9 protein-coding genes are annotated in these 13313 nt (G+C 40.6%); 5 read left to right on the forward strand and 4 right to left on the reverse strand.

All coding sequences use genetic code 11. The annotated features are described in order from the left end of the window. Window positions 1-423: 423 nt before the first annotated feature. The 5 genes from U3A58_RS20105 to U3A58_RS20125 all read left to right on the forward strand — a co-directional run bounded on the left by U3A58_RS20105 (window position 424) and on the right by U3A58_RS20125 (window position 10971). Window positions 424-3615 carry a SusC/RagA family TonB-linked outer membrane protein gene (locus tag U3A58_RS20105; protein ID WP_323826195.1) on the forward strand — a complete coding sequence of 1064 codons (3192 nt, stop codon included), beginning with the start codon at window positions 424-426 and terminating at the stop codon, window positions 3613-3615. Window positions 3616-3645: 30 nt separating this feature from the next. After that, window positions 3646-5202, forward strand: a complete 1557-nt coding sequence (locus U3A58_RS20110; protein WP_323826196.1) for a RagB/SusD family nutrient uptake outer membrane protein — start codon at window positions 3646-3648, stop codon at window positions 5200-5202. Window positions 5203-6336: 1134 nt separating this feature from the next. Next, on the forward strand, window positions 6337-8025 hold the full coding sequence (locus U3A58_RS20115) for a sulfatase family protein (RefSeq protein WP_323826197.1): 1689 nt from the start codon (window positions 6337-6339) through the stop codon (window positions 8023-8025). 129 nt (window positions 8026-8154) lie between these two features. Further along, window positions 8155-9828, forward strand: a complete 1674-nt coding sequence (locus tag U3A58_RS20120; RefSeq protein ID WP_323826198.1) for a sulfatase family protein — start codon at window positions 8155-8157, stop codon at window positions 9826-9828. Between the two features lie 342 nt (window positions 9829-10170). Further along, window positions 10171-10971 (forward strand): phytanoyl-CoA dioxygenase family protein, encoded by an 801-nt coding sequence (locus U3A58_RS20125; protein ID WP_323826199.1) that lies wholly within the window; start codon window positions 10171-10173, stop codon window positions 10969-10971. Between the two features lie 38 nt (window positions 10972-11009). Here U3A58_RS20125 and U3A58_RS20130 read toward each other — a convergent pair whose 3' ends face one another. The 4 genes from U3A58_RS20130 to U3A58_RS20145 all read right to left on the reverse strand — a co-directional run bounded on the left by U3A58_RS20130 (window position 11010) and on the right by U3A58_RS20145 (window position 13065). Then, on the reverse strand, window positions 11010-11606 hold the full coding sequence (locus tag U3A58_RS20130; RefSeq protein ID WP_323826200.1) for a mobile mystery protein B: 597 nt from the start codon (window positions 11604-11606) through the stop codon (window positions 11010-11012). After that, a complete protein-coding gene (locus U3A58_RS20135) occupies window positions 11597-12055 on the reverse strand; it encodes a mobile mystery protein A (RefSeq protein ID WP_323826201.1) in 459 nt (152 codons plus the stop codon). Before U3A58_RS20135 ends, U3A58_RS20130 begins: the two co-directional genes overlap by 10 nt. A gap of 490 nt (window positions 12056-12545) precedes the next feature. After that, window positions 12546-12833 carry a type II toxin-antitoxin system RelE/ParE family toxin gene (locus U3A58_RS20140; RefSeq protein ID WP_323826202.1) on the reverse strand — a complete coding sequence of 96 codons (288 nt, stop codon included), beginning with the start codon at window positions 12831-12833 and terminating at the stop codon, window positions 12546-12548. Continuing rightward, entirely contained in the window at window positions 12826-13065 is a 240-nt protein-coding gene (locus U3A58_RS20145) for a ribbon-helix-helix domain-containing protein (RefSeq protein ID WP_323826203.1), read from the reverse strand. Before U3A58_RS20145 ends, U3A58_RS20140 begins: the two co-directional genes overlap by 8 nt. Window positions 13066-13313: the final 248 nt, after the last annotated feature.

Here is a 13313-nt window from a genome sequence, read left to right on the forward strand (position 1 = left end):
AGCAAGGATAGATTGGTTCATAAAGGGATTTTGGTTATAGATTAAAAGACATTTTCACTGGTGTATAGCTATTTTATCTAATGTTGTTATAGTCATTTCTCACATACATTAAGATAAATATTATTTGGGTAACTACCTGGTTTTAAGTGATGAAACCTTTGTTTTTTGATTATTTTGAATCTTGTTTTTAACGGATATTAATAAAATGTCACAGCTTTATTAGATAAGTTGTCCAAAATAGTAACGCATTTTTAATTGATTGTTGATTTAGACCACATTGCCAATGATATTTTTAAGCAGACCTTTGTAAGGAGCAGTTGATATTTCAGGGAATTCCTCGCTGCACACTACCCGCACGCCTGTATTATAGCATATAATTACAGCATATATTTTAGTTAGTTTTAAAAATAAACCTCTCAAGACATGAAAACAAATTTACATAGACGACTCTTGTGGATGTCTAAAAAGATCCTATATGGATTTTTGATACAGCTTATGTTTAGCCCTTTTATTCTAGCAAGTGCTGGCGAAGCTCCACTGTTGAAATTTATTCAGGAGGCAGTAACCGTCACGGGAAAAGTTCTGGATGAGACCGGATTACCGCTTCCGGGAGCTACAGTGTCTGTAGCAGGTACTACCTCAGGCACTATTACCGATATAGATGGTGAATACACGATTACCGTATCAGATGATGCCGTGTTGATCTTCTCCTACATTGGATATGAGCCTCAACGAGTAACGGTGGGAACTCAAACTGTTATAAACGTGACTCTTCAGCCTGATGCTACGTCATTGGATGAAGTAGTTGTAATTGGCTATGGCACGACTAAAAGAAGCGATTTAACTGGTTCTGTGGGTTCAGTAGATGCTGAAGCCCTGAGAGAGCGTCCAGCTTCTTCATTAAATCAAGCTTTAGCGGGAAGGGTTTCTGGTGTACAAGTCAACACTAACTCCGGACGACCAGGAGGAAGAACTACCGTGAGAATCAGGGGCTTCAGCTCCATCAATTCCTCTAATAATCCACTTTATGTGATAGATGGTGTACAGATGCCTATGGGGACTTTAGATCAACAAAGTAGTGCAATTGACTATATCAACCCTAATGATATTGTGTCAGTAGAAGTGTTGAAGGATGCTTCCTCCACTGCTATCTACGGTTCTAGAGGAGCCAATGGAGTTATCCTAATCACTACCAAGAAAGGCAAGTCAGGCGAAGGTAGTGTGACGTATAATGTGGATTTGAGTGTACCGATTATCGGTCCAAATAGACCTGAAGTTTTGAATGCCAAGCAATATCTTGCTGTAGAAGATCTTGCATGGGCAAATATGGAGAAGTATGATCCACAAGGCTGGAATGATGGCAAATGGGCCTATCTCAACCCTGCGCTCAGAAGAACTGACCCACGGGTTTTTGATAGTCAGGGCAATCCGCTTTACGATACAGATTGGCTTGAAGAAACAACCCAAAACAAGCTTTCCCAAAACCATCAATTAGGTTTTACAGGTGGGAATGAACGTACTTCATATTCACTTTCTTTAGGCTATAGGGATGATCAGGGTCTCGTGAAAACCTCCTATCAGAAGAGATATTCTACTCGATTTAATATAGAGGATAAGGTGAAATCTTGGCTGACAGTTGGAGGTAGTCTCAACTATAATAATCAAACTGAGAATCTGGTGGATGTGAGTGATGCTGTGGCTAGACAAATGGTAGAAGATTTCCCATTTTTACCTGTGAAGTATGAAGATGGAACCTTCGCGAATAACAGAGACTATCCATTTGCTGAAGGCACCATGAGCTCAATGCACCGATTATACGGGAGAAAGTACATCCTCAATACTCAAACTACTTTGGGGAGTTTGTACTCGAACATCAAATTTTCTGATGCTTTGGAAATGAGAACCGCCTTGGGAGTCAATATTCTTACTCAGGAGAATAATAGATCTGAGACAAGAACTTTAGCTATAGGGCAAAGTGGGACGGCTTCTAAAAGTATGAGAAAGGACACCTTTTGGTCTCTTGAGAACTACTTGACTTATAATAAAATCTTTGCCGAAAGACATGCTGTAACGGGACTTCTTGGTATTTCATGGCAGGAATCCAACTATACGGCTATGAGTGCCAGTATCCAAAACTTCTCGACTGACTACTTCTTATACAATAACCTCGGGGCAGGCAGCCAGCTACCTAGGGTAGGGTCAGGAGCATCCCGTGAGGCGTTGAATTCATACTTTGCCAGAATTAATTACATTCTGGATGCTAAATATTTGTTCACTGCTACTGGTCGTGCTGATGGTTCATCCAAATTCGGAGACAATAATAAATATGCCTTTTTCCCTTCTGCTGCCTTGGCATGGAGAGTGTCTGAAGAAGGATTCCTAAAAGGAAACCAAACTATCTCAAATCTGAAAGTGAGAACTAGTTATGGATTGACAGGTAACTCTGAGATTCCTCCATACTCTTCACTTTCCCTGTTGAGTTCCAATTATTCAGCGATTTACAACGAAAGTCAAGTGGGTGGAACTGGAATCAATAGGTTGGCAAACCCGGATTTGAGATGGGAGAAAACAGCTCAGACAGATTTTGGAGTTGAGTTGGGTATGTTCAAGAATCGATTGAATGTGGAAGTTGATCTGTATTATCGAAAAACTACCGACATGCTATTGGATTCGCCTGTACCAAGAACAAGTGGATACGCGACAATTCGAAGCAACGTAGGTTCTATGGAAAATAAGGGAATAGAATTCACCCTTAATTCGGTAAATGTAGACAGAGAGAATTTCAGCTGGAATACTTCTTTTAATCTATCGCTAAACAGGAATAAGGTATTGTCTCTAGCTACCCCAGCCGATATTTTTGGAGTTGGTGGGCCTAATTTTACCAATCAGACCAATATAATCAGAGTTGGTGAGCCAGTGGGTTCTTTCTGGGGACTTGTACGATTGGGGACTTGGAGTGAAGCTGAGCGGGCTGAAGCTGCTGAATTTGTGAGTTATAGAAATGGACTTACTATACTGCCGGGAGATATCAAGTATTTGGATGTGAACGGTGACAAAGCAATCAACGATTCGGATAGAATGATCATAGGCAATGGTAGCCCGGATTTCTGGGGAGCTTTTTCCAATAGTTTCAGACTATACAATTTTGACCTTACTGTAGAGCTTCAGTACAGTGTGGGCAATGACGTGTTGGATATGACTCTTCACCCGAGTGAAGATCGTCAGGCACTGGCGAATAGCTACACTTCAGTATTGAATGCCTGGACTCCACAAAACCAGAATACCATGATTGCGGAGATCCGTGATACACGTTCCGGGTATGTGACAAACGTGGATTCCCACTGGGTAAAAGACGGTTCATTCTTACGTGGTAGAAATCTACTGTTGGGCTATAATTTCCCTTCCCACGTGACTAGTGCTATCAAGTTGAGCAGATTGAGAGCTTATGCTTCCGCACAGAATTTCTTCCTTTTGACAGGAAAAGATATCAACGGAGATCCAGAGACTACACCTATTCGCGGTGGAAACGGTAGTAACGTTTTCTCTCAGGGTATGAACTGGCATAGTTATCCAAGACCAACGATTTTCATGTTCGGTTTACAGGTAACTCTTTAATCCTTTTTTTACTTAAAAGCGACAAAACAAATGAAAGATAACATATATAACAAAGCGGGCAGATTGTTCCTATTTGGAGCATTGGTGGCAGGATTTGTAGGCTGTTCAAGTTTCTTGGAGGAAGAAGACCCTTCTAATTTGACTCCTGAAAGTTTCTATACTATTCCTGACCACGCAGAAGCAGCACTTGCTGCGGTCTATGCAGATACGCGATTTATTGGTGGAGGTGGCGGCATATTTTCTTCTACTTGGCAATTATTGGAAGCTCCTACCGGAACGTCCACGACCGAGACAGCACAAAATTCCGATTTAAATAACTTGTATGGACTCATCTATGATGGAAGAACCCAACATGTGATCAACTGGTGGAATGGCCTATATAGGGTGATTGCCCAAGCCAATCTTGTATTGGATAAGGTACCTGCTATTACACCTATGGATGAGGCGCAGAAGACCAAAGTACTCGGAGAAGCCAGATTTCTACGGGCTTGGGCCTATTTCTATGCAGTGAGACTTTGGGGTGATGTACCATTGGTTACTTTGCCTCAGACTGCCAGTTCGGAAAACTTTAAGCCTGCACCAGCTACGCAGGAAGAAGTTTATGCATTGATTTTAGAGGATTTGAAAGCTGCTGAAGCTGCTGGGTTGCCTTGGATGGACAATAGTGGCAGAGCTTCCTTGGCGGCCACCAAATCAATGCTTGCCAAAGTGTATCTGACAATGGCAGGATTCCCACTGAGCAAAGGTGCTTCTCACTATCAAATGGCAGCTGATAAAGCAAAAGAAGTGATTGACTATGCAAATAGTAACCCACTTTCGATTAATTTATTTCCTACCTATAAGGCTATTCATAACGAGAATAACGACAACAAACTGGAACATATATTCATGCTTCAATACAATGTGATCGTTTCTGGGAACCCAATGAATAACATGTTTCCGAACTTCAAGCCTGTAACTTTTGCAGGGCCATCAGGCACGGGAAGTACTGTGCCGACTGAAGAATTCTACAATTCTTATGAGCCTGGAGATCTTAGGGCAGTAAATCAGGTGGGATATTTCTATACCACTTACTATGAAAATGGTAGTGGGGCAGAATTTGATCTTGGTGCTCCCTATATATTCAAGCATTTCAACCAAATTGCCTTAGGAACTAAAGATCAACCTGGCACTAGAGCCAATAACTTAAATGTTCCTTTGATCAGATTTGCAGAAGTATTATTGATCTATGCTGAAGCACAAAATGAAGCTGGTGGGCCAAATGCATTGGCAGTAGAAAGTCTGACAAGAATTCGAGACAGAGCTGGTCTCACTACGCCTTCTTTGGGGGGATTCACTTCAGATACATTTAGAGATGCTGTATTGAGAGAGAGATGGCATGAGCTCAGTTTTGAGCAGATTACTTGGTTTGATATGCTGCGCTTGCGCAAAGTTTATAATGAGGCCACTAATGGATTTGATCAGTTTGCAGGACATATTAATCCTAGCTCCAATCAGACGCTTCAGGAAAAGCATTACTTAATGCCTTATCCTCTTCCAGAGATGCAAAATAATCCAAACCTTACTCCACAGAACCCTGGATATTAATAGTTAAAAGGTAAGATTTGGATAAATAAAAGGGCTCTAATTTTAGAGCCCTTTTTTAATTAGTAGTGTCGTATATATATCCTTACTTTATTTCTCCTTATATCATTTTTCCCTAGGTTTCACCTAGGGCTCCGCCACGGCGGACAAGTTATTGAGAGGTTCGATCTCCGCCACGGCCAGGCACTTCAGGATCATAAATTCTCCACCCGAAATCGCTGCGCTCATCCTTTCGCTTCAGGATCGTAATCTCTCGCATTCATTGTTTTCATTTTCCGACCACGAAGTGGTCAAACCTCTGAATAGCCACGGGTGCAACCCGTGGACAACGGAACATACAAATGATTCCCAACGACCCCGAAGGGTGTCGAACTAGTTCTGGATTACCAAATACATATCGTCCATGCCTACGGCATTTTCACAATTAATTCATTCCTTTTATCCAGCCAATAAATTGGCAGGCTAGATGATTGGTCATGCCTACGGCATTTTATGAATAAAGGGGTACTTCATAGGTGGAGGGGGGTACTTCCGAAGTACCCCACCCCACTTCGGAGGTCCTCCGTTGGGCCTTTTTGCTCCTCGCTTGAATCTTTGAGCTCCTCCGTTGCACCATTTTGCTACTCGCTTGAACCTCTGAGCCTCAACGTTGCACCTAATTGCTGATCCTGTGAGGCTTTTTGCTAATCCTTTGAGCCTTTTTGCTGCCCGCTTGATGCTTTTTGCTTCAACATTTCACCTTTTTGTATCACCCTTGAGGCTTTTTGAATATCGGTTGAACATGTGAGACTCAATGGTTAGCCTTTTTGTATCACCCTTGAGGCTTTCTGCATCTCGTTTGGTTCTATTTGACTCAAGGCTGCACTTTTTAGTATCAAGCTTGGAGCTTTTTGCTTTACACTAATCAGCTTTTGCCTCAATTTATTTCACTTTTTTACTGGTGCCTAAAAATGCCTGTAGAAACCAAAGCGGATATTCACATTTGAAAGGGTGCAAAGCCAAGAAGGCTAATAGTCTATGCCGAAGCCATGAAGTTCAGCTAGGGGTGTTTGATGTTTTTTCCCTATTTACCCTAAATATTTTTAGATTTAAGGCATTGCCTACTTCTAATCAATTTTCAATTTTCGCCCAATCTTCATGAAAATAACCCTAAAATTGCTTTGTCCGCTGTTTCTTATGATGCTGAGTTTCGGCTGTCAAAAAGCTGTAGAGGAAAAAACTCAGCGCCCCAATATCATTTTTATCATGTCCGATGATCACGCCTATCAAGCAATTTCTGCTTATGACAATACCTTGATTGAGACTCCGAACATCGACCGGATTGCAAAAATGGGGATGCTCTTTACCAATACTTCTGTGACCAATTCGATCTGTGCACCTTCCAGAGCGACAATTTTGACGGGCAAGCACTCCCACATCAACGGTAAAGTCGATAACCATTTCCCATTTGATACTACGAATGTGACTTTTCCTCAGATTCTTCAGGATGCAGGATATCAAACGGCCATGTTTGGCAAGCTACACTTTGGCAATAGTCCAAAAGGCTTTAATCAATTCAAGATTCTGCCAGGTCAAGGTGCTTATTACAATCCTGATTTCATCACAAAAAATGAAGGCAACATCAAAGTGGAAGGCTATGTGACGGATATCATTACAGATATGACCTTGGACTGGCTTCAGAATGAACGAAAGGCAGATCAACCATTTATGCTGATGTATTTGCATAAAGCTCCACACAGGGAGTGGCTGCCTGCGGAGCGGCATATTCAGGAATTTACAAACAGAACTTTCAAAGAGCCAGCTACACTTTTCGATGACTATTCTGGAAGAGGAAGAGCTGCTCACGAAGCTGAAATGAATTTGCTGACAGATATGCATTGGGCTGGAGATTCTAAAGTTTACCCAGAAGTAATGGATGAATTAGGAATCGCAGGAACTTCTAGCTGGGACAAAGGTGCATTTGAGAGAGAGGTTGGCAGAATGAATGAAGCTCAGCGTGCCAATTGGGATAAGGCGTATATGAAAGTAAATGATGACTTCAAGAAAGCCTATCCTTCCATGTCAGAGAAGGAAAAGATGAAGTGGAGATATCAGCGCTACATGCAGGATTATCTAGGTACAATCAAAGCTGTGGATGAGAATGTAGGCCGAGTGCTGGATTACTTGGAGGCAAATAATTTGATGGAGAATACCCTTATCGTCTATACTTCTGATCAAGGGTTCTACCTGGGTGAGCATGGTTGGTTTGACAAGCGATTTGTTTACAATGAGTCCTTTAAAACTCCACTTTTGATGGCTTGGCCAGGCAAAGTGAACGCTGGAACTAAGTCTGATGAGATGGTTCAGAATCTTGATTTTGCTCAGACTTTCCTAGCTGCTGCCGGAATCGAAGCTCCATCTGATATGCAAGGGGAAAGCTTATTGCCATTACTAACCGGCGAAACAGATAAGTGGAATCGCGAAGCTGTTTACTATCATTATTATGAATATCCGTCTGTTCATATGGTCAAGCGTCACTACGCGATTGTCACTAAGGAATACAAATTGGTTCATTACTATTTCGATGTCGATGAGTGGGAATTGATCGACAGAAAGAAGGATCCTATGGAATTGACAAATGTCTATGATGATCCAGCTTATGCCGAGATCAGAGCAGATTTACATCAGCAGCTTGATGGATTGAGAGAAAAATATGGCGACAATTCTCAGATCAGTCAAGAATACATCGAAAGGTATTTGGACTATTTACAAGAAAATGATTCTTACGCCGGTGGCAAAAATACTGAACTGATCGATAAAATTTTCGAAAACCGAGAAATGAAATAATTGCCAATACTGACAATAAAATCAACCCTCAAAATCTTTCAGTTTTGAAGGTTTTATCTAATTAACCACAATTCCTTTTAGCTTTAAGATAACATCTATTTCAGATTTAAGAACTATTTCCCAATATCTATGAAACCCAATCTAAGATTGTTGACACCTGCTTTATTGGTATTGCTGTGTTTTGGCTGTCAAAAAGCTGATGAGGAAAAAACTCAGCGCCCCAACATTATTTTTATCATGTCGGATGATCATGCCTATCAGGCTATTTCTGCTTATGACAACAGGCTGATTGAAACACCTAATATTGACAGAATCGCAGACATGGGGATTTTGTTTACTAATGCATCGGTGACGAATTCCATATGTGCTCCATCGCGTGCCACTATCCTGACAGGTAAGCATTCTCATATCAATGGAAAAATCGACAATCATTATCCTTTTGATACAACCAACGTGACGTTTCCCCAACTCCTTCAGGATGCAGGCTATCAGACCGCCATGTTTGGTAAGCTTCATTTTGGGAATAATCCAAAGGGTTTTGACCAATTCAAGATTTTGCCTGGGCAGGGTTCCTATTACAATCCAGATTTTATTACCAAGAAAGAAGGGAATATCAAAGTGGAAGGCTATGTGACTGATATAGTAACAGACATGACCTTGGACTGGCTAGAAAAAGAACGGGATAAGGAAGAACCATTTATGCTAATGTATCTGCACAAAGCTCCGCATAGAGCATGGCTGATGGCAGAAAGACATTTTGAGGAATTTACCAGCAAAACTTTTCCGGAGCCAGCTACACTTTTTGATGATTATTCTGGTAGAACCCATGCGGCGGCAGAAGCGGAAATGAACATTTTGTACGATATGGGTTGGGCTGGTGATAATAAAGTTTATCCGGCTGTAATGGATGAACTAGGCATAGAAGAAATCAGCCATGATAAAATCCGTTTTGAGAACGAGTATAAGAGATTTACCCCTTCGCAGCGTGAAAATTTTGACAATTTATATTCTAAAGTCAATGAAGAGTTAAAGAAACTCTACCCTTCCATGACCGAAGAGGATAAAATGAAGTGGAAATATCAACGGTATATGCAGGATTACTTGGGGACTATTAAGTCTGTCGATGAAAATGTAGGCCGATTGTTAGATTACCTAGAGGCTAATGATCTTTTGGAAAATACCATCATTGTTTATACTTCGGATCAGGGATTTTATCTGGGAGAGCACGGATGGTTTGATAAGCGTTTTGTTTACGATGAATCATTTAAGACGCCACTTCTTATGGCTTGGCCAGGAAAAACCAAGGCGGGAATCAAGTCCGATGCGATGGTTCAAAACCTGGATTTTGCCCAGACATTCCTTGATGCGGCAGGAGTGGATGCCCCGGCTGATATGCAGGGGGAAAGTATGGTGCCTTTACTTACCGGCAATGAAGATCAATGGACAAGGGATGCTGTGTACTATCATTATTATGAATATCCGGCTGAGCATATGGTCAATCGGCATTATGCCATCGTAACAAAGGAGTATAAGTTAATCCACTATTATTTTGTGGAAGATGAGTGGGAACTGATAGACCGGAATAAAGATCCCAATGAGTTAAAAAATGTCTATAACGATCCGGAGTATGCTGAAATTAGGGCAGACTTACATGTGCGGTTGGAAAAGCTGAGAGAGAAGTACAAGGACAGCTCAGAGCTAAGTCAGCAGTTTGTAGATCGGTTTGTCGAGGATGCCTCTGAGGGTAAAATATATGGAGTCAGCAAAGAGAAAGTTGATGAAATCCTCGAAATGCGAAAATAATAAATAGCTTGAAAAACCTATTTTTCCGAAAGTCTCTTATCGGTTCTTGCAAACCGGACTGCCATAGGCAGGTTGCCACAGAATAAAACATAGATTTCCGCAGATGTTTTTTTAACCCGGACTGTGCATTAGGATTCGTAACGAGGGTTCAAACTGCAAGAAAATCAGTCACTTTGGAGATCGAGTCGTAGCACCGCTACGGTGAGAGCGAAAAGTGAAGCAGAGCGTCTGATTTTGAAGCAGTTTAAAGCCGTAGTAGATTTGCTAATGCATAATGCGGGTTTAAGTAGGTGAGAAATATAGTATAATCAGGTTCTAAATTTTAGAAAAACAACCCAATTCATGAATAACCTAGATCAACCCTACCCAATCTCGTCTGAAGCCAGAGCTTTTTATCAGGAAAATAACTACATCAAACTGAAGCAAGTGCTAAGTCCTGAAGAGGTGACATACTTTAATAAAGTTATTTCGGCAGAAGTCCAGCGAAAAAACACACAGGAAAGACCGATGGAGGAACGTGATACTTACAGCAAGGCATTCTTGCAGATTTTCAATTTGTGGACGGAAAGTGAGGAGGTTAAAAAGCTCGTGATGAGCAAGCGGTTGGCGCAAATCGCGTCAGATTTGATGGGCTGTGCACAGGTGAGGATTTATCATGATCAGGCCTTATTCAAAGAGGCGGGTGGAGGAATTACTCCTTGGCATGCAGATCAATATTACTGGCCGATTGATTCCAATAACACGATCACGGCTTGGATTCCACTTCAAGCCACGCCGCTGGAAATGGGGCCTTTGGAGTTCTCTGCCAAAAGCCAGCAGATTGTTTTTGGTAGAGATCTACAGATAGGGGATGAGTCCGAGTCGAAAATCAAGGATAATCTACGCATCAACAACTTTGAGCATGTGATCGAAGCATTTGATTTGGGAGAAGTAAGCTTCCACTCAGGTTGGGTTTTTCATCGTGCCGGAGCCAATCAAACCGATCAGATGCGAAAAGTGATGACGGTGATCTATATGGATGCTACCGCCAAACTCAAAAATCCTGAGAATGAAAACCAAATCCACGATTGGAATACCTGGTGCCCGGGAGCTAAGATCGGGGAGGTAATCGATACGGAATTGAATCCTATTGCGGGGGGATAGCCTAAAGTTAGGCTGAAGTGCTTTTAGCTATTTCTTTCTTAGGATCTTGCAAATTCAATTAGTGGCTGAAATATATCGTTATCTGCTTCTTTTACTGCTTTCAAGTATGTACTTCTCGTGTCGCCTTGATACACTAAATCACCTGTTCCCCAGCTGAACATTGGTAAATCATATATCTTATTGATAATAATATCTGCTATTAACCTACTATGACGACCGTTTCCATTTGAAAAACAATGTATGCTTACTATTCTATGTTTAAAGCGTATTGCGATTTCTTCAGGAGAATAGGTTTTGTTCCTGACCCAAAATAACGAATCGTCACATAACGTTTTTAGAGCTACAGGTATTTGCCATTTATCAATCCCTAAGTTCTTATCAGTTTTTCTAAATTTCCCAGCCCACGACCATACACTTCCATACATTCGTCTATGAAGATTGCAGATGAATTTTTCGGTTAAAACTGTTTCTGTTTTAAAGGATCTGGTTAGAATCCATTGTAAGGCTTCTTCAATATTTTGTTGCTCAAATTCATCTAATTCTTCACGTGTAGCAATTGTTGGGATTAAGAGACCTTCCTTTTCATCTTCGTCTAATGGGGTTTGTCCATTTATGTATTCCAGGTCTAGTCCCATAAAGTCTTAGGTAGTTCTTGTTTGATTATCAGAGTTCGTTCTTCAATTGCTTTTTTGATTCGTTCATTGGTGTTTTGCTGATCCTCAAGTTTCATTGTATTTGATGTTCGAGAAACTATTTTTTCGGCCAAGGAACGAGCCTTACTTTCAATATGCTTTTCTAAAGTTCCTTCTTTTGGAACAAATCCGTATACGAGTTCCATGTCTAATGCTCGAGCAGTTTCTCTTAATGATTTAAGTGTTATTGCACCTTCCTTCTCTCGTGTTTCAATCTCTTGAACACTCTGTTTTGTCATCCCTAATTTGTTTGCCAACTGCTGGAGTGACATTCCTAAGGCTAATCTTATTGCTTTGACCCATCCTGTTGGTGGATTGGGTAGTTGGCGAGTAGGGGAAAACAGCTTGATTCTAGATTCTAGTTGTTCTATTTGGAGTTTTTTATTGTCCATGATGTAAGGTTATAGCCTGATAAATTTAATTAAATGTAAGGTTAAAACCTGACTTAAAAAAGTATAATGTCAATTTATAGCCTGACAAAATAGTATAAAAAGTAAGAGTATAGCCTGATTAATTTGGGATTTAATCAGGTATCAGCCAAACCAAATTTTCTTTTTGGATGAAGTACAACGTAGAAGGTTAACCTGGATACGGTCGGTGACCTCTTATCTGTGTATACGCAACTAGGTGCGTATATTTTTTCTATATTTTTTTCTTTCCAAAATCTAAGCTTTCCTGCCTGGAAGATTTCGTCAAACTAGAATGATAATCAGATCAATGATTGAAATACCTGGTGTCCGGGAGCAAAGATCGGTGAGGTGATCGATACGGAATTGAATCCTTTGGCGGGGTAATTCGGATAAAGTATTCTCAAGCCTTCGGATTCAATTTATGCCCTATTAGTTAAGGCCTGTTTTGGCAATATCATTTTGTCCGGAATGTTTACAGTATGTCTTTCAAATTCTGTCTTCCAACGATTGCCATTATTTCAACCATAGTATTGCTTATCCTGTAATAAATACTGTCAGAACCACAAACACATCGGCGATACCCCTCCTTTATAAAATCCACCGATTCGAAGGAATATGGGCTTTGTGCTATGAGATCAAAATATTCGAAAAAAGTATTAAAATATTTGTCGGCTTGGGTCATTCCAAATTGCTTGACTCCGTAGCTGTGAATACGTATTAGATCTTCCTTAGCAACATTACTAAGCTTGTAATTACTCATTTATTAAAGACTTGGCTTGAGCTAAAATTTGCTCCTTACTATCATTGGTAAAGCCACTATTTTCTGCTTTTTCTAATTTGGCTTTAATCCAGTCTATTTCGATTTGCTGATTTCTCACTTGTCTTATTAAGTCATTAACAAGTTCACTTTTGCTGGAATATTCCTGATTGTCAACTTGCTCTTTTAACCATTTATCATTTGGTTCTGTAAATGAAATGCTCTGCCTTGCCATAATGATGTTTTTTGATTTGGTGCTAATTTACATCAAAATCGAATCAGTTTCAAGAATTTTTATTGGGAAGAGATCTACAGATAGGAGATAAGTCCAAGGCCAAAATCAAACAGAATCTTCGAATCAACGTATGCGTCCGACAAAACCATATTGATATAGGAGTTCTAAATATATAATGTTGCAGGATGAAAAAGATAAGCAACGAAGCGTATTATTCCCTGTATTGTAAATGGCAGGAATCCGGTCAG

The sequence above is a fragment of the Algoriphagus persicinus genome, assembly GCF_035156415.1.
In the GTDB taxonomy this organism is placed as follows: Bacteria; Bacteroidota; Bacteroidia; order Cytophagales; family Cyclobacteriaceae; genus Algoriphagus; species Algoriphagus persicinus.

Excerpts from the sequence above, each read along its gene's own strand:
- U3A58_RS20105 (WP_323826195.1), top strand. The coding sequence starts at position 424 with ATGAAAACAAATTTACATAGACGACTCTTGTGGATGTCTAAAAAGATC.
- U3A58_RS20110 (WP_323826196.1), top strand. The coding sequence starts at position 3,646 with ATGAAAGATAACATATATAACAAAGCGGGCAGATTGTTCCTATTTGGA.
- U3A58_RS20115 (WP_323826197.1), top strand. The coding sequence starts at position 6,337 with ATGAAAATAACCCTAAAATTGCTTTGTCCGCTGTTTCTTATGATGCTG.
- U3A58_RS20120 (WP_323826198.1), top strand. The coding sequence starts at position 8,155 with ATGAAACCCAATCTAAGATTGTTGACACCTGCTTTATTGGTATTGCTG.
- U3A58_RS20125 (WP_323826199.1), top strand. The coding sequence starts at position 10,171 with ATGAATAACCTAGATCAACCCTACCCAATCTCGTCTGAAGCCAGAGCT.
- U3A58_RS20130 (WP_323826200.1), bottom strand. The coding sequence starts at position 11,606 with ATGGGACTAGACCTGGAATACATAAATGGACAAACCCCATTAGACGAA.
- U3A58_RS20135 (WP_323826201.1), bottom strand. The coding sequence starts at position 12,055 with ATGGACAATAAAAAACTCCAAATAGAACAACTAGAATCTAGAATCAAG.
- U3A58_RS20140 (WP_323826202.1), bottom strand. The coding sequence starts at position 12,833 with ATGAGTAATTACAAGCTTAGTAATGTTGCTAAGGAAGATCTAATACGT.
- U3A58_RS20145 (WP_323826203.1), bottom strand. The coding sequence starts at position 13,065 with ATGGCAAGGCAGAGCATTTCATTTACAGAACCAAATGATAAATGGTTA.